A 23580-nucleotide genomic window follows, 5' to 3' on the forward strand; every position below is an offset into this window, starting at 1 on the left:
CTCACTTACTCCGAGGCCGAGGCCGCCAAGTCGGCGGCCGGCTCCTCGCCGGTGACCAGTGCAGGCTTCGGACGGCCGACGAAGGTGAACTTCGCGTCCTCGCCGGCACCCTCGCCGTCCCAGCCTTCGACGTCGACCGTGACCAGCTCGCCGGGGCCCACCTCGTTGAAGAGGATCTTCTCCGAGAGGGTGTCCTCGATCTCGCGCTGGATGGTCCGACGCAGCGGCCGCGCGCCCAGCACCGGGTCGAACCCGCGCTTGGCGAGCAGCGACTTGGCCTTGTCGCTGAGCTCCATCTCCATGTCCTTGGCCTTGAGCTGCTTGCCCACCCGGCCGATCATCAGGTCGACCATCTCGATGATCTGCTCCTGCGTCAACTGCTCGAAGACGATGATGTCGTCGATGCGGTTGAGGAACTCCGGGCGGAAGTGCTTCTTGAGCTCGTCGTTGACCTTCTGCTTCATCCGCTCGTAGTTCGAGCCGCCGCCACCCTCGGAGAACCCGAGACCCACGGCCTTCGAGATGTCCGACGTGCCCAGGTTCGAGGTGAAGATCAGCACGGTGTTCTTGAAATCGACTGTGCGGCCCTGGCCGTCGGTGAGACGTCCATCCTCGAGAACCTGCAACAGGGTGTTGTAGATCTCCTGGTGAGCCTTTTCGATCTCATCGAACAGGACAACCGAGAACGGCTTCCTTCTGACCTTCTCGGTGAGCTGACCGCCCTCCTCGTAGCCGACGTATCCCGGAGGCGCGCCGAAAAGCCTTGAGGCCGTGAAGCGGTCGTGGAACTCACCCATGTCGATCTGAATGAGCGCGTCGTCGTCGCCGAACAGGAAGTTGGCCAGCGCCTTCGACAGCTCGGTCTTACCGACACCCGACGGACCGGCGAAGATGAACGAACCCGAGGGGCGCCGCGGGTCCTTAAGACCGGCACGGGTGCGACGGATCGCCTTGGAGACCGCCTTGACGGCGTCCTCCTGCCCGATGATCCGCTTGTGCAGCTCGTCCTCCATGCGCAGCAGCCGCGTGGTCTCTTCCTCGGTCAGCTTGAACACGGGGATACCGGTCCAGTTGCCCAGCACCTCGGCGATCTGCTCATCGTCAACTTCGGCAACCACATCCAGATCACCTGAACGCCACTGCTTTTCGCGGTCGGCACGCTGCGCGACCAGCTGCTTCTCGGAGTCACGCAACCGCGCGGCCTTCTCGAAGTCCTGGGCATCGATGGCCGATTCCTTCTCCCGGCGCGCATCGGCGATCTTCTCGTCGAACTCGCGCAGGTCTGGCGGAGCGGTCATCCGGCGGATGCGCATGCGGGCACCGGCCTCGTCGATCAGGTCGATCGCCTTGTCGGGCAAGAACCGGTCGTTGATGTAGCGGTCGGCCAGGGTGGCCGCCGCCACCAGCGCGCCGTCGGTGATGGACACCCGGTGGTGCGCCTCGTAGCGGTCGCGCAGACCCTTCAGGATCTCGATCGTGTGCTCGACGGTCGGCTCACCCACCTGCACCGGCTGGAACCGGCGCTCCAGGGCGGCGTCCTTCTCGATGTACTTGCGGTACTCATCGAGGGTGGTCGCGCCGATCGTCTGCAGCTCACCGCGGGCCAGCTTGGGCTTCAGGATCGAGGCCGCGTCGATCGCGCCCTCGGCCGCGCCCGCACCGACCAGGGTGTGCAGCTCATCGATGAACAGGATGATGTCGCCGCGGGTGTTGATCTCCTTGAGCACCTTCTTGAGGCGCTCTTCGAAGTCACCGCGGTAGCGGCTGCCGGCCACCAGGGACCCAAGGTCCAGGGTGTACAGCTGCTTGTTCTTCAGTGTCTCGGGCACCTCGCCATGGACGATGGCCTGCGCCAGGCCCTCGACGACGGCGGTCTTACCGACACCGGGCTCACCGATCAGCACCGGGTTGTTCTTGGTGCGACGGCTCAGCACCTGCATGACCCGCTCGATTTCCTTCTCACGGCCAATGACCGGATCGAGCTTGCCCTCCATGGCGGCGGCAGTCAGGTTGCGGCCGAACTGGTCAAGCACCAGCGAGGTCGACGGCGTGCCTGCTTCGCCACCGCGGCCGCTGGTACCGGACTCAGCGGTCTCCTTGCCCTGGTAACCGCTCAGCAGCTGGATGACCTGCTGACGCACCCGGGTCAGCTCAGCGCCCAGCTTCACGAGCACCTGAGCCGCGACGCCTTCACCCTCACGGATGAGGCCCAGCAGGATGTGCTCGGTGCCGATGTAGTTGTGGCCGAGCTGCAGTGCCTCGCGCAGGCTCAGCTCCAGCACCTTCTTGGCGCGCGGAGTGAAGGGTATGTGCCCGGACGGCGCCTGCTGGCCCTGGCCGATGATCTCCTCGACCTGGCTGCGCACCCCCTCCAGGGAGATGCCCAACGACTCGAGCGACTTGGCGGCAACGCCCTCGCCCTCGTGAATCAGACCCAGCAGGATGTGCTCGGTACCGATGTAGTTGTGGTTGAGCATGCGGGCCTCTTCTTGGGCCAGCACAACCACCCGCCGTGCGCGGTCAGTGAATCTCTCGAACATCGGTCTCCCTCGCTTCCTCGTCCGGCCTTTGCGCGAGCGGTAGATGGTGCCGCTCGGGGCTCCCCCCAAACGGCTCATCCCCGCTGGCACTAGGACCTAATCGCCACTCTAGTGGTCGGCCGTAGTCGGTGCGGTGTTCGCATACCTGGAGATGGCTCCACTACACGAAATCACCGCACCCGGCGGTGCTTGTTAGGCAACCGAAACAACGCCAGATGCGGTGAAAACGTTTCCGATTTTGGCCGGGCTTCGCCGTAAGCGAAATTGCCGGGGAACGTACTAGTTGGCCGCGTTGAACGCGTCGACAACTTCAGCCGGAATGCGGCCACGCGATGACACATTGTGCCCGTTCTTACGCGCCCACTCCCGGATCGCCGCACTCTGCTCGCGGTCAATGCTGGCACGGCCACGAGTCGAGCCCGAACTCCCCCGCCCACGGCGACGTCCGCTGACACGACGCGCGTGCTCAACCCATGTGGCGAGCTGATTGCGCAGCTTCTCCGCATTCTTGGAAGAAAGGTCGATCTCGTAAGTCACACCGTCAACACCGAATTCAACGGTCTCGTCGGCAGGCGCTTCGCCATCGACGTCGTCGACAAGCGTGACCGTGACCTTCTTAGCCATTCCTTTTTTCCTTCCAAATGCGGAACCCCCGTTGGTCCACCTCAAACATGCCACGGATTGCCGCAAAGTTCAACATACGCGCAAGGCTGCGCGTGTTCGGCTCAAGGCAAGCCTTTCACTACACTCATAGTTGAAAAATGTGACAAAAATTCGAACGCGTAGATCAGAGTGTGGGCCTGACAATCGGGAACAAGATCGTTTCTCGAATTCCCAAGCCGGTAAGCGCCATCAACAACCGGTCAATACCCATCCCGGTTCCGGCGGCCGGCGGCATCGCATGCTCCATCGCCCCAAGGAAATCCTCATCCAGGCTCATGGCTTCGTCATCACCGGCAGCCGCCAATCGCGCCTGGTCAACGAACCTTTCGCGCTGAATGACCGGGTCGATCAGCTCCGAGTATCCGGTCGCCAATTCGAAGCCACGCACATACAAATCCCACTTCTCGGTCACACCGGCGATACTGCGGTGCTGACGGGTCAACGGAGCCGTCTCGACTGGGAAATCCCTGACAAAAGTCGGCGCGAACATTTTATCGCCGACCTGGTGTTCCCACAGTTCCTCGATCAGTTTTCCGTGCCCGTATCCGCGGTCGGTGGGAATCTCGGCGCCCACCTGATCTGCGATCTTCCATAGCGCGGCAACTGGCGTATCAGGCGTGATCTCCTCGCCAAGAGCCGCAGACAACGACGGATACATTTCCACCGTTGTCCACTCACCATCCAAGTCGTAGGTCGATCCATCCGGCAACGTCACCTGCCGGGTGCCCATTGCATCGTCGGCTACCTCTTGGATGAGCTCACGGATCATTGTCGCGGCGGTGTCGTATGTGCCGTAGGTCTCGTATGTTTCCAACATCACGAATTCGGGCGAATGTGTGGAATCCGCACCCTCATTTCGGAAAACTCTGTTGAGTTCGAAAATCTTGTCGAAACCACCAACAAGTGCCCTTTTCAGGAAAAGTTCCGGCGCAATACGCAGATACAGGTCGATATCAAGCGCGTTTGAATGCGTAATGAACGGGCGCGCCGCGGCACCTCCGGCGAGGGTCTGCAAGATGGGCGTCTCCAGCTCCAAGAAATCACGCCGGTGCAGCGCATCACGAATAGCGCGCATCACCGCGACACGCTGCCGCGCGGTCTGCCGCGCCTCTGGGCGCACGATGAGGTCAACGTAGCGCTGGCGCACTCTGGTCTCTTCGGACATCTCCTTGTGAGCAACGGGCAGCGGGCGGAGAGACTTCGACGCCATCTGCCAGCCGTCCGCCAAGACGCTCAGCTCACCGCGACGCGAGCTGATGACCTCGCCGTGAACAAACACGATGTCGCCGAGGTCCACATCGGTCTTCCAGTCGGCGAGCGACTGTTCGCCGACGCCCGCCAGGCTGATCATCACCTGTAGCGAGGTGCCGTCGCCCTCTTGAAGCGTCGCGAAACAGAGCTTGCCGGTGTTGCGGGAGAAGATGACCCGGCCCGAGACACCCACCAGCACGCCGGTGCTGGTGTCGGTTTCCAGATCCGCGTAGGCATCTCGGATCTGCTTAAGGCTGTGGGTTCTGGGCACCTCCACCGGATACGGCTGGGTACCTTCGGCGAGCAGCTTCTCGCGCTTGGCCTGCCGGATGCGAAATTGTTCCGGCAAGCTGGTCTGCGCGTCAGGATCAGTCACGTCTCGGCAGCTTAGCGGTACTGCCTCGCCCGTACGATTCTGTTTTGTTTGTACCTACCTGGTCGCCCGCGCCTTACCGCGCTGGTCAGCCCGGTTGCGTTCGTACACCAGCGCCAAACCGTCGAGGGTGAGGTGCTCCTCATAACGGTCGACGGTGTTGATCTCGGGCAGGATCAACGGCGCGGTGTGGCCGGTGGCCACCACCGTCACTCCGGTGCCGCCGAAGCCGTCGATATCGCGACGCACCCGCCCCACCAGTCCGTCCACCAATCCGGCGAACCCAAAAACCGCTCCGGACTGCATGCACTCGACCGTGTTCTTTCCGACGACAGAGCGCGGGCGGGTCAGCTCCACCCTGCGCAGGGCAGCGCTGCGAGCGGCGGCGGCATCGGAGGACACCTGTACGCCCGGCGCGATCGCGCCCCCGAGAAACTCGCCCTTGGCCGACACCACATCCACACAAATCGAGGACCCGAAATCCACCACGATGCACGCGCATCCGAATCTGTGATGTGCGGCAAGGCAATTGACGATACGGTCGGCGCCTACCTCTTTGGGATTGTCCACCAGCAGCGGCAGTCCGGTGCGCACGCCGGGCTCGATGAGAACCTGCGGAACCGACGACCAGTACTGGTCGAACATCCCGCGCATTTCGTGCAGCACCGAAGGCACTGTGGAAAGTGCCGCAACTCCGGTCAGCGTCTCACTGTCGTCACCGATCAGTCCGTCGATGGTGAGTGCCAGCTCGTCGGCGGTGATCTCGGGCTCGGTGCGAATCCGCCAGTGCTGAACGACCTTCGCGTGCTCGCCCGTGCCGGAGACAAGCCCCAACACGGTGTGGGTGTTGCGTACGTCGATGGCCAGCAGCACGGCTACACCAGACCGCGCGGCGACACCAAGCCGAAGTTTTCGGGCACGTAGGCCGGGTCGCCGGCGTGCTCGCCCAGATCGACCTGTTTGTTGTCCGAGTCGACGAATACCACGCGCGGTGTGAAGGCGCGGGCCTCCTGATCGCTCATCACGCCATAGGCAATGATGATCACCAAGTCCCCCGGGTGTACCAGATGTGCTGCGGCACCGTTGATCCCAATGACGCCGCTGCCACGCGCACCGGTAATCGCGTAGGTCTCCAGCCGGGCACCGTTGTCGATGTCGACGATGGTGACCTGCTCACCCTCCAGCAGGTCCGCGGCTTCCATGAGATCGGGGTCGATGGTGACCGAGCCGACATAGTGCAGGTCGGCATGCGTCACGGTGGCGCGATGGATCTTTGACTTCATCATCGTGCGGAACATCAGGTCCTCCAGTCAGTTTCGCCAGGGTAGTTCGTGATCAGGGTCCGACGGCACCGCCGGCCCGATCTCGACGGGAACGTTGTCCAACAGCCGAGTGGCCCCCAGCTTGGCCGCCACCAGCATGCGACCGGGTCCATGTGCGGGGGCGGGGCCTAGATCGGCGCCGCGCACTTCGAGGTAATCCACCTCGATCGCCGGTACCTCATCGAGTACCGCGCGGGCCGCATCCAACGCCGCTTCCGTACCCGCCGAGGCTGAATAGATTCCGGCGAGGAGCGCGGCAGATAACGCCCCTGCCTGCTCACGATACTCGTGGCTGAGGTAGACGTTCCGCGAGGACATCGCCAGTCCGTCCGCCTCACGAACGATCGGCACCGCGTCGATCCGAGTCTTGATGTTGAGATCGGCGACCATCTGCCGGATGAGCACCAGCTGCTGGTAATCCTTCTCACCGAAGTAGGCCCGGTCGGGCGCGATGATCTGCAGCAGCTTGAGTACCACCGTCAGCATCCCGGCGAAATGCGTTGGCCGGGAGGCACCCTCAAGCTCGGCACCCAGCGGTCCGGGCTGGACGGTAGTGCGTTGACCTTGGGGATACATCGCCTCCACGCTCGGCGCGAACACCAGCTCCACGCCTTCCTCGCGCAATTTCTCCACATCGGAATCCAGCGTGCGCGGATAGGCATCGAGGTCCTCGCCGGCGCCAAATTGCAAGGGGTTGACGAAGATCGACACCACGACCACCGCGCCGGGCACCTTGCGGGCGTGCCGGACCAACGTCAGGTGGCCCTCATGTAACGCACCCATGGTCGGCACCAGCATGATCCGGCGTCCGGTATGCCGCAACGCCTTGGACACGTCGTACATGGTGTCGGGATCATGGTGAACAGTGAGTTCTCCACGAAGGTAGCCCTTGGGCCCCTTCTGTCCGTACAAACTCGTCATCTCAGTGCCTTTACCTTGCCTTAGCCAGCATCTCGGGGTTCCAGTGCGGCGAAAACCGACTTAGGGGCGTGCGCGCGCTGCGCCGTCCTACGCGCGTCGCAACGGTAGGCCTCGGCCAACGCCGGGTCCGTCTCGGCGAGCGCCTCGAGATGGCGCGTAATGGCAGCACCGTCTCCCCGCGCCACCGGGCCGGTCAGGGCCGCCTGCCCGCGATCGAGCGCATTGTTGACGGCGGCATGCACCAGCGGCGCCAGCATCCGTTCGGGCAGCCCGCCGGGTCCGTCGCCAATTGTCTCCTGCCCCAACAGCTCCTGCCCCCAGAGCGCGGAGCGCAACGCCTCAACCGCATCCAGCACCAGGGTCACCACATGGTTGCTTCCGTGTGCCAGCGCCGCGTGATAGAGGGTGCGGGCATCCTCGCGCACGCGCACCGGTTCGCCGCCGATCTCCAGCACCAGAGCCGTACCGATGGCGTAGCCGGTCTCATCCGCAGCAGTAATTCCAAAGCAGCAGTTGGGAAGTCGCTCGATGTCCTCATCGCCGCCGGCAAAGGTCATGGCCGGATGAATGGCCAGCGCGACGCATCCGAGGGCGGTCAGCGGTTCCAGGATCGCAACGCCGTTGGCGCCCGAGGTGTGCACCACGATCGTTCCGGGCCGCACCGAACCGGTGGCGGCAAGCCCCGAGACCAGTGCCGCCAACTCGTGGTCCGGTACCGCGAGGATCAACAGCTCGGCGCGCGGAGCTACTTCTTGGGCGGGCAGTACCTGACTTTCCGGCAGTCGCCGCTCAGCCCGTCGTCGCGAAGTATCGGATACCGCGCTGCAGGCGACGACGAAGTGCCCGGCCGTCTCCAGTGCGACGCCCAGCGCGGTGCCGACGCGACCGGCAGAAATGATTCCGACGGCCAGGCGGGCTGGCCGCATGCCGTCCAGCGGGCCGTCGGATTGGTCACCCGAACGGTTCCCGGCTGGGCCATCGACATTGAAAGCCTCAGACATGCTGAACGAGACACCTCGCAGATTAGATACGTTCCAGTCCTGCCGCGCAGGTACCGGACGGTCACCAGCAGAGTAATCCCCGGGCTGCGCTATCGGCAGAGGCCTGGGCCGTTAGATTGCTCACTTTCACGCACGGTGACGAAATCCGCCTACATCAGTCCTCACGGCGACGCCGACGGCCGCCACTGGACTCCGAAGGATCGCTCTGCATACGTCCCAGGAGGTCGGCGACTGAAAAGCCGCCGGTGTCCTCCGCGCGACGCCGACCACGGGTTTCTTCAGATTCCTCGGGCTCCGGGGCCCGACGCTTTCCACGCTTTTCCTCCGGCTCCGGGTCCTGCTCCGGCGCGCGGTGACCGCCCGAGCTCTCCGGATAGCTCGGCTGTTCGGGCGCCGGGGGTGGCGGATACGACGGCTCCGGAGCCCAATGCCCCCCGCCCGCGGTCTCGGGTGCGGCCGGTGCCTGGTGCCGTGACGGAATTCCGGAGTGGCGCCCGCCGCCCGCAGGTTCGGCCGGGTAAGGGCTTGGGGGTGCTACAGGTTCGTTGGCGGCCCAATTGCTGCCGGTCGTTCCGGGAGGTAACCACTGGCCCTCGGCAGGTGCCGGTGCCCAGGCACTGGGCGGCGGTGGCGGTGGCGGGGGTGCATTCCATTCCTGCGGCGGCGCGTTCCACGCAGGATGGGGCGCAGGTTGCTCGGGCGGGGCCATCGGTACAGGCACCGGGTCCCAATCCTCACCGTCGGCCGCCGCATCCCAATCCTCTTGCCTGGCAGCCCAATATGCTTGTTGCGGGGCCTCCACGGCCGGCGCGGGCGCCGGGAACTGCGGTTGATGCCCGGGCATCGGAGGCTGTGCCACATACGGTTCAGGCTGCGGACGCCAATGCGTGCCCGAAGACACCGGCTGCTGATACGGCTCGGGCTCGTGAGGTTGAGCGGCCCCGTAGTACGGCGGAGCCGGATAGGGCGGCGTCGGTGGCGCTTCGTCTTCGTGATGGGGATCTTCGGCGACATCGATGATCGGGTACTCCGATGTCCGCCCGTCCTCCTCGACCGCGGTGACATCTTGATACTCGGCCGCAGGAGCAGGCTCCGACTCGCGAACGGAACGGGTGAACGCGGCAGCGTTCGTGTTCGATACGGGCTGCGGCTCCGCCCCGGGCCAGGGGCCCAGCGCCCGAATCGGGTCGTGCTCGATCGCGGGGCGGTCACTGAGTTCGGTATTGAAGAGGATTTCCAAATTGGTGCGCAATGCGGCGAGCTCGGCCCGCAGCGTCGCGATCTCATCCGCGGCCTGCGCCTCGATCTCCCCCGCCAGCTGCTGGCGCAGCTTGCTCTCGACCGTCAGCTCGTACTCGCGTCGTGCCGAGATCTCCCGCTCCAATTGCAGGTCGTAGACCAGCTTCTGGTCGCGAACCTTGGCTTGATCGGTGTCACTCTGTCGACGGTAGGTCAGTGCGGCGAACGACGCGATGACTGCAGCCCATAGCGCCAGCAACAAGCCGACGCGCAAATAGATGGCCTTATCGGTGAAAACCAGCGCAATCCCGGACCCGATAGCCAACACCAGCAACGCGGTCAGCAACGCCCATCCGGGGCGTCGACTGCCACGCCGGGGCTTCGCCGCGCGGGTGGGCATCGTCATGGAGGTGACTGTACCTGGACAGTGCAGTGTGCTGGCCGACCTCGAATCGGCGATTCGACATGCGTCGGTGCTATCTGGCGGGGGTCGCGGGCGGGTCTGGCGGCGACTTACAGCAATGCTGGAGCCACAGCCCGGCGACGGCGAGCGTCAGCGCACATCCGGTTGCGATCACCACACCAAGGGTGTCCGCCGCGGCCGCGGCCAGATGCGCGCGCCGCGGCAGGATGTAGACGAGCATCGCCATCCACCATCCGGTCATCAGCGTGCCGAGCCACGCCGACGCCTTCGCGACCACAACCGAACGCGCGACCACAAGCGCGGGCAAACGTCCAGTGCCCACTCCGATCTGACCGTCGTTGACCTTGCTACGGATGTAGAACGCCCACCCGCCTTCGGCGATCGCCAGTACCAACAGCGAAACGCCGGCAAGCAACGGGATCGGCGGCAGGGAGCCGTAGGCCATCAACACAAAGAAATAGCCGAGGATCGCCGTCACCGTGCCCGCGATCAGCAGATCGCGGATCCGGGTGGTTCCCACTACGTCACCGGACCGGTCAGGGCGTCGTCTACCCGTCGCACACCCTCACGTTCGGCCGCGTCCAGCCCGGCCAGCAGGTCGGATACCGGGCGGACCCGGCCCTCTACGGTCAGCTCCGCGCCGGGGTCCAATGCCAGCCACGGCACCAGCACGAACGCGCGTTGATGCGCGCGCGGGTGCGGCAGCGTCAGATCCGGGTCGTCAGAAAGGATCTCGGTGCCAGCGGCAGCTTGCCTGCAGCTGATCACATCGACATCGAGAGTCCTGGGGCCCCACCGCTCCGCGCGCACTCGCTGCGCGGATTGCTCCAGGCGGTGCGCCACCGCGAGCCACTCGCGAGGCTCACGCCCGTCCGCGATGACGACAACATTGAAGAAATCTGGCTGCGGAACCGGCCCCCACGGTGCGGTCTGATACACCGGCGACACGCCAACCACATCCGCACCCAGCGCGTCCACTACCGATTGCAGGTGCGCAAGCCTGTCACCAAGGTTGGATCCGACGGAAAGCACGGCACGCACTGCTACTGAGCCCCGGACCGAGATCGCCGGGAGCGGCGGGCTACCACTGCCACATCGCTGAATGTCAACGGAATTGGCGCGTTCGGCTTGTGCACCACCGCCTCCACCGCATGCACGCGAGAATCGGTCATCACGTCATCGGCGATAGCACCCGCGACCGATTCGATGAGATTGCGCGGCGGCCCCGCCACGATCGCGGCCGCGCGCTGAGCCAGATCTCCATAGTCAAGCGTGTCGGCCAGCTCATCGGTGTCCGCGGCGGTATCCAGGTCGATCCAGACGGTGACATCGACCGAGAACTCTTGGCCGTCGCGGCGCTCATGCTCGAAAACTCCGTGATAGCCAAAGACTTTCAGGCCGCGCAACTCGATACGGTCGGTCATTTCTTCGCACCCTTGGTGCCACGCTGCGCAACCTCACGACGCCACTTGCCGCCCGCGGTCTTACTGGGCTCGGGTCGCACCGTCCGCACCGTCACCTCGGTGGTCACCTCGTCCGGCGCAGTGACCGTGGGTACGGGCTCCGGCGTGGGCTGCGGTTTCGGCGAGGTTGCCTGTTGACTTTCTTCCTCGTCTTCCTCAACGGTTTCGGCGCCCCCGGTTTCCCAGGCGCGCACCACCTTGAGCGCATCCATGGACGCGGTCACGTCATGCACGCGCACACCCCACACCTCATGCAGCGCGCCCAGCGCGGTAATGACGGCGGTTGCGGTTTCACGCCCGTCAGGCGGCCGTTCCACACCCTTCAAATCGGTAAGCAGCGAGCCCAGGAACCGCTTCCGGGACGCACCGATCAGGATCGGGTAGCCCAGCTCCTGCAGATCAGGGATCGACTGCAGCAGCAGCCAGTTGTGGTGTGCGGTCTTGGCAAAACCGAGGCCGGGATCCAGGATCAGTTTTTCCGGGGCGACGCCGGCCTTGATTGCGCCTTCGACCGACTCCATCAGCTCACGCGAGACATCGGCCACCACATCGCCATAGTTTCGTGTGGCCGGAGTATGTATGAAATCCTTTGAACGCCAATGCATCAAGATCCACGGCACACCCCGCTCGGCTACCAGCGGGGCCATCTCCGGATCAGCCCGGCCACCCGAAACATCGTTGACCATGTTTGCGCCCGCGTCGATCGCGGCAGCCGCGACCTCCGCGCGCATGGTGTCCACGCTGATGTTGATCCCATGGCTGGCAAGCTCTTTGATCACCGGGATGACCCGTTGCATCTCGATCTTCTGCCTGATCGGTGCCGAGCCCGGCCGAGTCGACTGGCCACCGACATCGATGATGTCCGCGCCGGCGGAGGCAAGTGCCAGGCCGTGCGCCACCGCGTCCGATTGCCTGACGAATTGTCCACCGTCAGAGAAGGAGTCGTCGGTGACATTGACGACTCCCAGGATGTGGGTCAGTGCGGGAGTATCCGTCACGCCGGCGATCATGCCCTCATCATCAGGTCGAGAACCTCAGCCCGAGAAGCCGCGTCGCTTTTGAACTGACCTCGCACCGCCGACGTGGTAGTCGTCGCGCCGGGTTTGCGTACGCCACGCATGGCCATACACAAATGCTCGGCCTCGACCACAACGATCACCCCGCGCGGCTCCAGCTTGCGCACCAACGCGTCGGCGATCTGCGCGGTCAACCGCTCCTGTACCTGTGGCCGTTTCGCGTAAAGGTCAACCAAGCGTGCGATTTTCGACAGCCCGGTGACCCGACCGTGTTCCCCGGGGATGTATCCGACGTGTGCGACACCGTGGAACGACACCAGATGATGCTCACACGTCGAGTACATCGGTATCGACTTCACCAACACCAGCTCATCGTGCTGTTCATCGAATGTGGTGTTCAGCACGGTGTCCGGATCTGTGTACAACCCGGCGAATATTTCCTGGTAGGCGCGCGCCACCCGGGCCGGGGTATCGACCAACCCGTTCCGATCCGGGTCTTCACCAACCGCGTAGAGCAGTTCGCGGACCGCGGCCTCGGCACGCGCCTGATCGAAGACGTGAACGGTCGGATGGCCGTTGCGCTCGGCCGTCTCGGGCGAGTTCATATCAGCTCTTGCTCTCACTGCCCTCGTCCGGAGCCGGGCCCGGCTGCTGATGCGGGGTCGGCACCGGATATGGATACGGCTGCGGCGGGTGCTGCTGGTAGCCCGGCGGCGGATAACCCGGCTGCGGGTGGGTCGCCTGCCCCGGAGGAGGCCAACCCGGCGCGTACCAGCCGGCGGGTGCGCCGTAGTTGGTTCCTGGCGGAACAGGTTGCCCACCTTGGCCATTGGGCACATGTCCATGCGGACCGGCGGGCACCGACGGAACACCGTTGGCGGGCGCGGCATCGCCCGCCTGCTCGGCGATAGCCTTCTTGAACGCGGGCTCGGGCACCGGCGGAGGCCAGGGCTCACCGCGCTCGATGGCAAGCTCGCCCGGGGTCTTGATGGGGGGCTTGTCCGACGGAATGCGGCCGCCGAAGTCGTCGAACATTGTCAGTCGCGGACGGCGCTGGACGTCCTTGAAGATCTCCTCGAGTTCCTTGCGGACCACGGTTTCCTTCTCCAACAGCTCACCGGCCAACGTGTCCAACACATCTCGGTACTCGGTGAGGATGGCCCAGGCCTCGGTGTGCGCTGCCTCGATGAGATTGCGCACCTCCTCATCGATTTCGCGGGCGACCTCATGGGAGTAGTCGGCCTGGGTGCCCATCGTGCGGCCAAGGAACGGATCACCGTGTTCGGTGCCGTACCGCACCGCACCGAGCTTGGCGCTCATACCGAACTCGGTGACCATGGCACGAGCCTTCTTGGTGGCCTGCTCGATATCGGAGACCGCGCCGGTGGTCGGCTCCCGGAACACCAGTTCCTCGGCAGCCCGGCCGCCCATCGCGAAGACCAGTTGCGCAATCATCTCCGACCTGGTGGCCAGGCCCTTGTCGTCCTCGGGAACGGCGATGGCGTGCCCACCGGTGCGCCCACGCGCCAAGATGGTGACCTTGTAGACCCGCTCGATATCCGGCATGGCCCAAGCGGCCAGGGTATGCCCGGCCTCGTGATACGCGGTGATCTTCTTTTCGTGTTCGCTGATGAGGCGTCCCTTGCGACGGGGACCGCCGACCACCCTGTCCACCGATTCCTCGAGCGCGGCGGCGGTGATCACCGTGCCGTTCTCGCGGGCGGTGAGCAGTGCGGATTCGTTGATGACATTGGCCAGGTCTGCGCCAGACATCCCCACGGTGCGCTTGGCCAAACCATCGAAATCGACGTCGGGCCCGAAAGGCTTACCGGCAGAGTGAACCTTCAGTACGGCCTTGCGACCTGCCAAGTCCGGGCTGGACACCGGGATCTGGCGGTCGAAACGACCTGGGCGCAACAACGCCGGGTCGAGGATGTCGGGGCGGTTGGTCGCGGCGATCAGGATGACACCCTGCCGATCACCGAAGCCGTCCATCTCCACCAGCAGCTGGTTGAGGGTCTGCTCACGCTCATCGTGTCCACCACCCAGACCGGCGCCACGTTGGCGCCCGACGGCATCGATCTCGTCGACGAAGATGATGCAGGGGCTGTTCTGCTTGGCCTGCTCGAACAGGTCACGCACACGTGAAGCGCCAACGCCTACAAACATTTCCACGAAGTCCGAACCGGAGATCGTGAAGAACGGCACCCCGGCCTCGCCGGCGACCGCGCGGGCCAGCAGGGTCTTGCCGGTTCCGGGCGGACCGTAGAGCAGCACGCCGCGTGGAATCTTGGCCCCCAGCGCCTGGTACCGCGACGGATTCTGCAGGAAGTCCTTGATCTCATAGAGCTCTTCGACGGCCTCATCGACCCCCGCGACGTCGGCGAAGGTGGTCTTGGGCATGTCCTTGGACAGCTGCTTGGCACGCGATTTACCGAAACCGAAGCCCATGCCCCGGCCGCCGGACTGCATGCGGCTGAACGCGAAGAACAGCACTACCAAGAGGATCACCGGCAACAGGTACAGCAACAGCGATCCCAGGATGCTGCCCTGGTTCACCGTGGTGTTGACGGTCGAGCCCTTGCTGTTCAGCTTTTCCAGCAGTGGCACCCCGTACCCGGTCGGGTACTTGGTGATGACCTTGTCCTTGCCCTCGGTATCACCGTTCGGCGCCTTCAGGTCCAGTCGCAGCTGCTGCTCGCGGTCATCGATGCGGGCACTTTTGACGTTGTCGGTGTCGATCTGCTTGATCGCGACCGAGGTGTCCACGGGCTTATATCCGCGGGTGTCGTCGCTGAAATAGAAGAACGACCACCCCAGCAGCAGCACCACCACGATGACGCCCAGGGTGCGAAACACGTTTGTCCGGTTCATACAGCGTCGGCCGCGGTCAGCGGCCCGGTCCTTCCGTAGACATGGGGGAAGACATAAGAACCTTCAGGCTACCTCACCTGCATGTTCGCATCTGTGGCGCGCACTACGCTGCGGGCGAACGCGGAGGTGGCGTGACCATCCGCTCCGGTGGTGCCGAGTCCACGTTTCACGATGATTTGCGGCCCAAAAACGGCGTGATACGCACCTTCGTCGAGAAAAACCGTGATCTTGTTCACGGTACTATCGCGCGAGCCTCACGACGCGGGCATCAGGTCTGCGTGCGGCGGAGAACGAAGAGGTCCAGTCATGCCTGGTCGCCACAGTGAACGTCATCGCAGAAGACAACGTTCGGGCGCATCGAGTCGGCCCAAGTGGATTGCGTTGGCAGTCGTCGCCCTCCTGCTCGGTGGGCTCGGGTTTTTCGCCTACAAGAAACTGTCCGAGCGGTGCTCGGACGTCGACACCTTCGCCGTCGCCGCCGATCCGGCCATCGCGCCTGCGGTGTCGAAGGTGGTTGACGGCGCCGGCGCCAAAGAGCTCGGCTGCGCAAAATTCACCGTGACCGCGAAGCCCTCCGCGGCGACAGCCGCGACCATCGGCAAGCCCGGCGGTGCGCCCGCGCTGTGGCTCCCCGATTCGTCTATCTGGTTGGCCAGGCAGATGCGCGCCACCGGGGCCGCACTGGATTCAGCAAGCCAGTCGGTGGCCAGAACACCCGTCGTGGTGGTGGCCAAGCAAGGCGAGACGCCGACGTTCGATTCGTGGCTGAGCGTGTTGAAGCAGCCAGGCCTGCGAATCGGCAATCCGCTGGAGGACACCGTCGCGGCCGGCCCGGTGCTGGGCGCGCTCGCCGAGGCCGAGCAAGGAAAGAGCGATCCCAACGCGATTACCGCGGCGCTCGTTCCCATCGCGCAGGCACAACTGATCAACACCAAGCAGAGCAGCGCCGAGGAACGTCTCGGCGAGGTGGCCAAGACCGGCGGGCTGGCGGTATCGACCGAACAACAGCTCATCGACTACAACGCAAGGCACCCGGACACCAAGCTCACCGCCGTCGTTCCCGCGACAGGAACGCCCGCCCTGAACTATCCGATCGCGGTGACCGAACCAGCCAACGATCGGCATCCCAGCGCCAAACGCTCCGGCGAGATACTCGCCGAACGTTTCTCGGGTGACGACGGTAAGGATGCCCTGGCGCGCTCCGGGTTCCGCGCGCCGGATTTCGCGCCGCTGAACGGAAACGGTGTCGGCGCCGTCGAGACGCTCACCGTGAACGACCTCACGGCATTCGACACGGCGATGCGCCGATACGCGGTGCTGGCCTTGCCTTCCCGCATGCTTGCCGTGCTCGACGTGTCCGGCTCGATGAAGTTCACCGCCGGGCCCACCACCCGGGTGGGCCTGCTGAGCCAGGCAATCGACAACGGTCTCCCGCTGTTCCCCGAGAACGCACAGATCGGCCTGTGGGCATTCTCGATCGACAAGGGCGGGCCCGGCCAGGACTGGAAGGACCTGCTGCCCATCCGCACGCTCGGCGAGAAGGTGGGCGATAAGACCCAACGTCAGCTGTTGGCCGACGAAGGCCACGGCCTGGACGCACTCGTCGGCGGTGGGACCGGTTTGTATGACACCACGCTCGCGGCATTTCGCAAGGTGCAGTCGACCTACGACCCGCACTACGTCAACAGCGTCGTGATCATCACCGACGGATCCAACGAAAAGCCCAATGGCCTGACACTGGACCAGCTGCTCGCGACCTTGAAGAAGGAGCAGGACCCGGCACGCCCCGTCGTCCTGATCACCCTCGGAATCACCGAAGATGCCGATGCCGCTGTGCTCAAACAGATTTCGGATGCCACACCGGGTGGCGGCAGCAGAGTCGCGCGGAACGCGGACGAGATCCCCAACATCGTCACCGACCTCATCAAGGCGCGAACCGCGGCACGCTAGATGAAGACGGCCTCGGGTTCCGGCGGGTTCGCCAGCAGCGTGGGCAACATGAAAACCCGGACGTAGCGCCGAACCTGCTCGGGATTGTCGGTTCCCGGGATCAGTCCGAGCAGCAGGGACAGTGCGACGGAGAGCACGTATCGCGCCGCGTCCTCCGGCCGAACCCCCTGACGTACCTCCGTCATCCGGGTGCTGAAGACGCCCGCATACATGGCCGTCAACAGGTCAATAAGATTGGGGGCGTTGACAATCAGCGACGCCACTGTGCCATGATCGTCACGATCGGCGAGCACCTTTAGCAGCGGATTGGCGCCGACCTCCACCGAAACGATGACCATCGACTCGGGAATGATCTCGGCGAGGCCATTCAATGCCATCAGGCGACCGACCATCTTGGTGATCTCACTCATCGTCGAGCGGACCACCAAGGCGTCCATCAGATCGTCGCGGTTCCGGAAATGGCGGTACACCACGGCCCGGCTGTAGCCGGCCTCCCGCGCGATGGCATCCATGGTGGAGGCGCCGTATCCGCGCGCGATGAAGAGACGCTCCGCGGCATCGAGCAGTTGAGCCTGCGCCTGCTGTGCCGTGTTTCCACCGCCCGGAGGCCTGCCCCGACCTCGGGGAGCCCTGCCCTCGGCCTCACTCTTGCGAGCCATCCCCTCGCTGCCTCCTCACGCAATATATTGACACTTTGATTAATCTGCCTATTATTATTTTCATGCCCATCAACCTGGCCAAATACTCTAATCCGGACGGTGCCGTACCCGACCGCGCGACGTGGACTCCCTGGCTCAAAGCCTGGCGCATGCTGATCGACGTCAAATACCACGGCGATATCTACGAGGCGTTCCTCGGCATGGAAGCGCCGGTCTTCGCACGCGCCTATTACCAGGTGCGATCCCATCCGAACGGCCGAAAGCTGTTCAAGCACAAACCAGATCTACTCACCACGCTGAATGACGTGGAGTATCTGAGCTCGCTGCCATTCGGCAGCCTGGGCCACGCCTACCTCTCGTTCCTGAACACCAACAAGCTCGACGCCGGCGTGTTCGGCGAGTCCGACATCATCAGGCCGATCGCCGAGAAGAACAACTGGGATGAGGACTTCTACTACATGATCATTCGGGGCACCGCTCTGCACGACATGTTTCACACCATCGGCGGCTACGGCCCCGATATCGCCGGCGAAATGGCCAACATCGGATTTCATTGCGGACAAATGGAACCCGCGGGCCCTCTGGAAAAGCTCGGACTGTTCGGAGCCCTCACCCTGCCCGGCGCGTCTGTGCGCTTCAAACTTCGCTACTACCGGCAGGCGGTTGAGCGTGGCCGCCGTGCCGACCTGCTGATGGCCGCCCCCTGGGAAGAGCTGCTCGAACTGCCCTACCGCGAGGTCCAGTCGATTCTCGGCGTGAGCTCGGTCGAGGTGGCGCATCCACAAGGCAGATGGACCACCGAATGGACGCCGCCATCCATCACGCCACCCACCCCGTGGAACTACGAGCGCATCCTGGCCGCCGGGCCCATCGCCGCCTGAACATTCACCGGCTCAGCACAATTCGACCCCTCAGGCCGCCGGCTTCGACCAGGCGGTGATCTTCGACCGGGGAGGGTGACAGAAATTCCAGACAGAGCCGGCGCCAGCCGAGGCGGATACGACTGTTGACAAGACTGCCGGAGTGTCTAATATTCTGAGCACGAGCGTATGCACATAATCAGGCGTGGTGTGCGAACCCCTCGATATCTCACTCGCACACCATGCCAACCGGGTGGTCACCCCCTGACCCGTACCGGTGCGGGGCGCCACCGCCGCCATAGACGGTGGCGCCCCGTTTGTCTTCGGGCTCTTGTCGCTACGCGTAGCGCGCGGGGACCCGCTCCCACGGTCGGTGCCGTTCCACCTGACCGGCGAGCGCGAGGAGCAGCGTCTCACTGCCAGGGCGTGCGGCGAACTGAACACCCACCGGGGTGCCCGAGATGGGGTGAATACCCGCCGGAACGGTGATGGCGGGCCAACCGGCCAGACTCCAGAACGGGGTGTAGGTGGTCGACATCGATGAGGCCGCCACGTTGGCGAGCCAGCCGCGCCGCGACCAGCCCGCGGCCTTGACCGGCATTCTGGGCGAGGTCGGCGTCATCACCACATCGGCGGCATGGTCGTCGAAGAACCTCTCGGCCCGTTGCGCCGCCTCCGCGATCTGTTCATCAGAAACGCGGCCGCGCATCAGGTGGCCGAGTCGCAGATGCCGAACAGTCCTGCGCTGCAGCGCCGAACGATCCACCACACAGGCCTCGACGTCGGCGGCCGGGGTACTGAACCAGCGCGCGAAGACAGGCAGGAGATTGCGCGGGTAGGGCAGATGCGCGGTCGCCGTGAAGTGCCCGATATCCGTCAGCGTCTCCCGGACGGCGGACACTGCCCCACGCGCGGCCTCGTCTGCCCATACGTGCGGGACCGGTTCGTTGGTGGGTATTACCACCCGCAGCGACGGCGGCGCTTCCACTACCGCGAGCCGCGGATCGTCGGCCAGCGCCGAGAAGAGCAGCGCGGTATCGGCGACGGTTGCCGCTATCGGACCATTGACTCCAACGCCGCCCCACGAGGTCACCCCGAGTTCCGCCGGAACCACCCCGATCCCCGGCTTGAGCGCTACCAGACCACAGCAGGCGGCCGGCACCCGCAACGAGCCAAATCCATCAGATCCGACGGCTACGGGCACCATCGCCGCGGCAACCGCGGCAGCGGATCCACCCGAAGACCCGCCCGCGGTACGCCCGGTTGCCCACGGGTTCTTGGTGATTCCGTGTACACCGTCCGTGTTCGGCCACAGCGATAATTCAGGTACGGCGGTAAGGCCGACGATGATCGCCCCCGCGCGCCGTAGCCTGGTGATCAGCGGGTGATCGTGTGGCTGCGGCTCTGCGGAGGTGGCCAACGAACCGATCCGCATGGGCTCACCGGCGACCGGTATGACGTCCTTGATGGCCACGGGCACTCCCGCCAGCGGTAACCGGGCTAAGTCGCTCCGAAGGGCCAGCTGCTCGGCCTCGCGCACCGACGCATCGGACCGCACTTTGGCGAAGGCACAGATTTCCTTGTCCCGCTCAACAATTCGAGCGAGTGCATGCTTGACCACGGCAACCGGATCCATCGCGCCGGAACGCACGTCCGCCGCGATCTCGGTGGCCGTGAACTCCATCGCCCCAGTGTGACCGACGGCCGCGGTCTCTGGTCGGCGATTGCGCGTTGTGGTTTAGTGGCAATCAGAACGCGCGACAACAAGGCTGTTGACCGCCCTCGGAAGGTGAGAATGCGCTCATGACCGACGCCGCAGTGGATATCCGGGAACGTGACATCGCCACCAACGGGGTGCACCTTCGCATCGTCGAGGCGGGTGAACCCGGCCAACCGGCAGTCGTCCTGGCCCATGGTTTCCCCGAACTGGCGTATTCCTGGCGCCATCAGATCCCTGCACTCGCCGCTGCCGGATACCACGTCATCGCCCCGGATCAGCGGGGTTACGGCAGATCAAGCGTGCCCGCACATATCGACGACTACAACATCGAGGCGCTCTCCGACGATCTGCTGGGGATCCTCGACGAAGTGGGGGCCGGCAAGGCGACATTCATCGGGCACGACTGGGGCGCCGTCGTCACCTGGCACACCGCTCTCGCCGTCCCCGAGCGCGTCGCGGGAGTGGCCGGCCTGTCGGTGCCCTTCACCCGGCGCAGCCAGGTACCTCCCACACAGGCATGGAACAAACTGTTCGGCGACAACTTCTTCTACATCCTGTACTTCCAGGAACCTGGAGTCGCCGACGCCGACCTCAATCGCGACCCGGCCGCCACGATGCGCCGCATGATGGCAGGGATGGCCCGCATCGACGGCGCCGCGATGATCGCGCCCGGCCCGGCCGGATTCGTCGAGCGCATGCCCGACCCCGGTGCACTACCCGAGTGGCTCAGCGAAGCCGAATTGGAGCACTACATAGCCGAATTCACCCGCACCGGATTCACCGGCGGCCTGAACTGGTACCGGAACTTCGACCGCAACTGGGCCCTCACCGAACGCCTTTCGGGCGCGAATGTGGTGGTGCCCTCGCTGTTCATCGCGGGTGCCGCCGATCCGGTACTCGGATTCACCGACCATGCGGGGAGCATGAAGTACCGCACCGACAATCGGGGAGATCTCCTGATCGACGGGGCTGGACACTGGATTCAGCAAGAGCGGCCAGAAGAAGTCAATGCCGCGCTGCTGAAATTCCTGCAAGAGGTTGCGCACTGATGCCCGCGGCACCTCTGCGCTTCGGCGCCTTCATCACCCCGTTTCATCCTGTCGGCCAAAATCCCACCACCGCTTTGGAATACGACCTGGATCGCGTGGTCGCGCTGGACCGCCTGGGCTACCACGAGGCATGGTTCGGTGAACACCACTCCGGTGGATACGAATTGATCTCCTGCCCTGAGGTTTTCATCGCCACCGCGGCCGAGCGCACCAAGCACATCAGACTGGGCACCGGGGTGGTGTCACTGCCCTATCACCACCCGTTGATGGTGGTGGATCGCTGGATCCTGTTGGACCACATCACCCGGGGCCGCGTCATCTTCGGCACCGGGCCGGGCGCGCTGCCGACCGACGCCTACATGATGGGCATCGATCCGGTCGACCAGCGACAGATGCAGGAAGAGTCCCTGGAGGCGATCCTGGCCCTGCTGCGCGCGGCGCCGGAGGAACGCATCAGCCGCGAAACATCCTGGTTCACCCTCCGCGACGCGCAACTTCAACTACGTCCCTACACCCATCCATATCCGGAAATCCTTACCGCTGCCATGTTTTCACCCTCCGGGCCACGGTTGGCCGGCAAGCTGGGCGCCGGACTGCTGTCCTTGTCGGCGTCGATCCCGGGCGGATTCGCCGCGCTGGAGAACGCATGGGAAGTGGTCCGCGAGCAGGCGGAAGTCCACGGCCATCCCGAACCGGACCGGTCCAGCTGGCGAGTGCTCGGCATCATGCACCTGGCCGACACGCGCGAACAGGCCATCGAGGACTGCACCTACGGACTGCCCGACTACGCGCACTACTTCGGGGCGGTTGGGGTACTCCCGCTGGCCAACAGCACGGACGGTGCCGACGGCACCATCGACCCGCATGAATTCGTCAAAGCCTATGTGGACGAAGGCAACTGCTGCATCGGCACGCCCGAGGACGCCATCGAATACATCCAGGACTTACTCGACAAGTCCGGCGGATTCGGCACCTTCCTCATGCTCGGCCACGACTGGGCGTCACCGGCGGCGACATTCAAGTCCTACGAACTGTTCGCCCGCACGGTGATTCCACACTTCACCGGTCAGCTCACCGCCGCCCAGGCTTCCCACGACTGGGCGCAGGCCAAGCGTGGCGAGCTACTGGGACGCGCGGGGGACGCGGTCGCCAAGGCCATCGGGGAACATCAGGACGATCGAGCGCAGAAGGCGGCCAACTAATGCGGGCATCGGTGCTACGCGACGGCGCAATGATCTATCGCGACGATGTGCCGGAGCCGGTTCCCGGCGAGGGCCAGGTGCTGGTCAGAGTCTCTGCCTGCGGAATCTGCGGATCCGACCTGCATTTCGCCAAGCACGGCGCCCAGGCCATCGAACTGTCCAAACAGATGGCGGGCATGCCGAGCCTCACCGACGGCGTCGACTTGGGTGCCGATGTCTTCATGGGGCACGAGTTCGCGGCCGAGGTGATGGAGGCCGGCCCGGGGACCCAAGCGCCCGCGCCCGGAACCGCGGTGACCTCGATTCCGATCCTGCTGTCCGCCAAGGGACTCGAACCCATCGTCTACAGCAACAGCACCCTGGGCGCCTATGCCGAGCGGATGCTGCTCAGCGCGCCGCTATTGCTGCCCATCCCCAACGGTCTCGATCCCCGGCACGCCGCCCTGACCGAGCCGATGGCGGTCGGTCTGCACGCGGTCAACAAATCGGGAATCCAACCCGGCACCGGAGCGATCGTCATCGGATGCGGGCCCGTCGGAATAGCCGTGATCGCCGCCCTGCACCACCTGGGCATCGAGCCGATTGTCGCCGCGGATTTCTCGCCCGCCCGGCGTGAGCTGGCGCGGCACATGGGCGCGCACGAGGTCGTCGACCCCACGATCGAGCCCACCTTCGAAGCCTGGTCCCGGATCGGCAAGGGCGCACCGGTGATCTTCGAGGCCGTCGGGGTGCCGGGCATCCTCAATGAGGTCTTGCGCGACGCTCCGCACAGCTCACGTGTGGTGGTGGTGGGCGTCTGCATGGAGCCCGATGCCATCACCCCCTACTTCGGGATCGCCAAGGAAGTTGCGGTGCAATTCGTCCTCGCCTACGACCCCACCGAGTTCTCCGAGACGCTCCGGCGAATCGCAGACGGTGAGATCGACGTTGCGCCGCTCGTCACCGGTGAGGTAGGTCTGGAAGACGTCGGTTCGGCTTTTGCCGATCTCGGTGATCCGGAGCGCCACTGCAAGATTTTGGTGGTGCCGTAATGGTTGGGGAGGACAGGAAGTG

Annotated in this window: 22 protein-coding genes; 5 read left to right on the top strand and 17 right to left on the bottom strand. The window is 64.7% G+C overall.

Going from position 1 to position 23580, the window contains the following annotated elements; all coding sequences use genetic code 11:
• Window positions 1-5: 5 nt before the first annotated feature.
• The 15 genes from clpC1 to BKG76_RS25120 form a co-directional block, all read right to left on the bottom strand.
• On the bottom strand, window positions 6-2540 hold the full coding sequence (clpC1, locus tag BKG76_RS08480) for an ATP-dependent protease ATP-binding subunit ClpC (protein WP_070937267.1): 2535 nt from the start codon (window positions 2538-2540) through the stop codon (window positions 6-8).
• Window positions 2541-2819: 279 nt separating this feature from the next.
• The gene (lsr2, locus tag BKG76_RS08485; protein WP_070937268.1) at window positions 2820-3164 is read right to left on the bottom strand and encodes a histone-like nucleoid-structuring protein Lsr2; all 345 of its coding nucleotides are present in this window, start codon (window positions 3162-3164) and stop codon (window positions 2820-2822) included.
• A gap of 163 nt (window positions 3165-3327) precedes the next feature.
• The gene (gene lysS, locus BKG76_RS08490; protein WP_070937269.1) at window positions 3328-4830 is read right to left on the bottom strand and encodes a lysine--tRNA ligase; all 1503 of its coding nucleotides are present in this window, start codon (window positions 4828-4830) and stop codon (window positions 3328-3330) included.
• 54 nt (window positions 4831-4884) lie between these two features.
• Window positions 4885-5700 (bottom strand): type III pantothenate kinase, encoded by an 816-nt coding sequence (locus tag BKG76_RS08495; RefSeq protein ID WP_070937270.1) that lies wholly within the window; start codon window positions 5698-5700, stop codon window positions 4885-4887.
• A gap of 2 nt (window positions 5701-5702) precedes the next feature.
• On the bottom strand, window positions 5703-6125 hold the full coding sequence (panD, locus tag BKG76_RS08500) for an aspartate 1-decarboxylase (protein WP_070937271.1): 423 nt from the start codon (window positions 6123-6125) through the stop codon (window positions 5703-5705).
• A 12-nt stretch (window positions 6126-6137) separates the two neighbouring features.
• A complete protein-coding gene (gene panC / locus BKG76_RS08505) occupies window positions 6138-7070 on the bottom strand; it encodes a pantoate--beta-alanine ligase (RefSeq protein ID WP_070937272.1) in 933 nt (310 codons plus the stop codon).
• A gap of 20 nt (window positions 7071-7090) precedes the next feature.
• A complete protein-coding gene (locus BKG76_RS08510) occupies window positions 7091-8071 on the bottom strand; it encodes a Rossmann-like and DUF2520 domain-containing protein (RefSeq protein ID WP_083337977.1) in 981 nt (326 codons plus the stop codon).
• A 154-nt stretch (window positions 8072-8225) separates the two neighbouring features.
• On the bottom strand, window positions 8226-9716 hold the full coding sequence (locus tag BKG76_RS08515; protein ID WP_070937273.1) for a DUF6779 domain-containing protein: 1491 nt from the start codon (window positions 9714-9716) through the stop codon (window positions 8226-8228).
• A gap of 70 nt (window positions 9717-9786) precedes the next feature.
• On the bottom strand, window positions 9787-10254 hold the full coding sequence (locus BKG76_RS08520; RefSeq protein ID WP_070937274.1) for a DUF3180 domain-containing protein: 468 nt from the start codon (window positions 10252-10254) through the stop codon (window positions 9787-9789).
• Complete coding sequence (gene folK / locus BKG76_RS08525; RefSeq protein ID WP_083338101.1) at window positions 10254-10766, bottom strand: 2-amino-4-hydroxy-6-hydroxymethyldihydropteridine diphosphokinase; 513 nt, start codon at window positions 10764-10766, stop codon at window positions 10254-10256. Before folK ends, BKG76_RS08520 begins: the two co-directional genes overlap by 1 nt.
• An 11-nt stretch (window positions 10767-10777) precedes the next feature.
• A complete protein-coding gene (gene folB / locus BKG76_RS08530; protein ID WP_070937276.1) occupies window positions 10778-11158 on the bottom strand; it encodes a dihydroneopterin aldolase in 381 nt (126 codons plus the stop codon).
• Complete coding sequence (gene folP / locus BKG76_RS08535; protein WP_070937277.1) at window positions 11155-12207, bottom strand: dihydropteroate synthase; 1053 nt, start codon at window positions 12205-12207, stop codon at window positions 11155-11157. Before folP ends, folB begins: the two co-directional genes overlap by 4 nt.
• Window positions 12204-12818: a GTP cyclohydrolase I FolE gene (gene folE / locus BKG76_RS08540; RefSeq protein WP_070937278.1), complete on the bottom strand. Its 615-nt coding sequence runs from the start codon at window positions 12816-12818 to the stop codon at window positions 12204-12206. The genes folP and folE overlap by 4 nt, the downstream gene beginning before the upstream one ends.
• Before the next feature lies 1 nt (window position 12819).
• A complete protein-coding gene (gene ftsH / locus BKG76_RS08545; RefSeq protein ID WP_070937279.1) occupies window positions 12820-15087 on the bottom strand; it encodes an ATP-dependent zinc metalloprotease FtsH in 2268 nt (755 codons plus the stop codon).
• Window positions 15088-15155: 68 nt separating this feature from the next.
• A complete protein-coding gene (locus BKG76_RS25120) occupies window positions 15156-15323 on the bottom strand; it encodes a hypothetical protein (protein WP_165611511.1) in 168 nt (55 codons plus the stop codon).
• Window positions 15324-15468: 145 nt separating this feature from the next.
• Here BKG76_RS25120 and BKG76_RS08550 point away from each other — a divergent pair, with 145 nt between their 5' ends.
• Window positions 15469-17037, top strand: coding sequence for a substrate-binding domain-containing protein (locus BKG76_RS08550; RefSeq protein ID WP_070937280.1), 1569 nt, complete (start codon window positions 15469-15471; stop codon window positions 17035-17037).
• On the opposite strand, the gene BKG76_RS08555 is transcribed toward BKG76_RS08550, so the two are convergent.
• On the bottom strand, window positions 17034-17696 hold the full coding sequence (locus tag BKG76_RS08555) for a helix-turn-helix domain-containing protein (protein WP_070937281.1): 663 nt from the start codon (window positions 17694-17696) through the stop codon (window positions 17034-17036). The genes BKG76_RS08550 and BKG76_RS08555 overlap by 4 nt on opposite strands.
• 62 nt (window positions 17697-17758) lie before the next feature.
• Here BKG76_RS08555 and BKG76_RS08560 point away from each other — a divergent pair, with 62 nt between their 5' ends.
• A complete protein-coding gene (locus BKG76_RS08560) occupies window positions 17759-18577 on the top strand; it encodes a Coq4 family protein (protein ID WP_070937282.1) in 819 nt (272 codons plus the stop codon).
• Between the two features lie 316 nt (window positions 18578-18893).
• On the opposite strand, the gene BKG76_RS08565 is transcribed toward BKG76_RS08560, so the two are convergent.
• Window positions 18894-20240 carry an amidase gene (locus BKG76_RS08565; RefSeq protein ID WP_070937283.1) on the bottom strand — a complete coding sequence of 449 codons (1347 nt, stop codon included), beginning with the start codon at window positions 20238-20240 and terminating at the stop codon, window positions 18894-18896.
• A 119-nt stretch (window positions 20241-20359) separates the two neighbouring features.
• Between BKG76_RS08565 and BKG76_RS08570 the strand changes: the two genes are divergently transcribed.
• The 3 genes from BKG76_RS08570 to BKG76_RS08580 are packed head-to-tail and all read left to right on the top strand — an operon-like array spanning window position 20360 to window position 23558.
• On the top strand, window positions 20360-21325 hold the full coding sequence (locus BKG76_RS08570) for an alpha/beta fold hydrolase (protein WP_070937284.1): 966 nt from the start codon (window positions 20360-20362) through the stop codon (window positions 21323-21325).
• Window positions 21325-22527 (top strand): LLM class flavin-dependent oxidoreductase, encoded by a 1203-nt coding sequence (locus tag BKG76_RS08575; RefSeq protein WP_070937285.1) that lies wholly within the window; start codon window positions 21325-21327, stop codon window positions 22525-22527. The genes BKG76_RS08570 and BKG76_RS08575 overlap by 1 nt, the downstream gene beginning before the upstream one ends.
• Window positions 22527-23558: a zinc-binding dehydrogenase gene (locus BKG76_RS08580; RefSeq protein WP_070937286.1), complete on the top strand. Its 1032-nt coding sequence runs from the start codon at window positions 22527-22529 to the stop codon at window positions 23556-23558. The genes BKG76_RS08575 and BKG76_RS08580 overlap by 1 nt, the downstream gene beginning before the upstream one ends.
• Window positions 23559-23580 lie beyond the last annotated feature (22 nt).

It is taken from the genome of Mycobacteroides franklinii (genome assembly GCF_001853795.1).
In the GTDB taxonomy this organism is placed as follows: domain Bacteria; phylum Actinomycetota; class Actinomycetes; order Mycobacteriales; family Mycobacteriaceae; genus Mycobacterium; species Mycobacterium franklinii.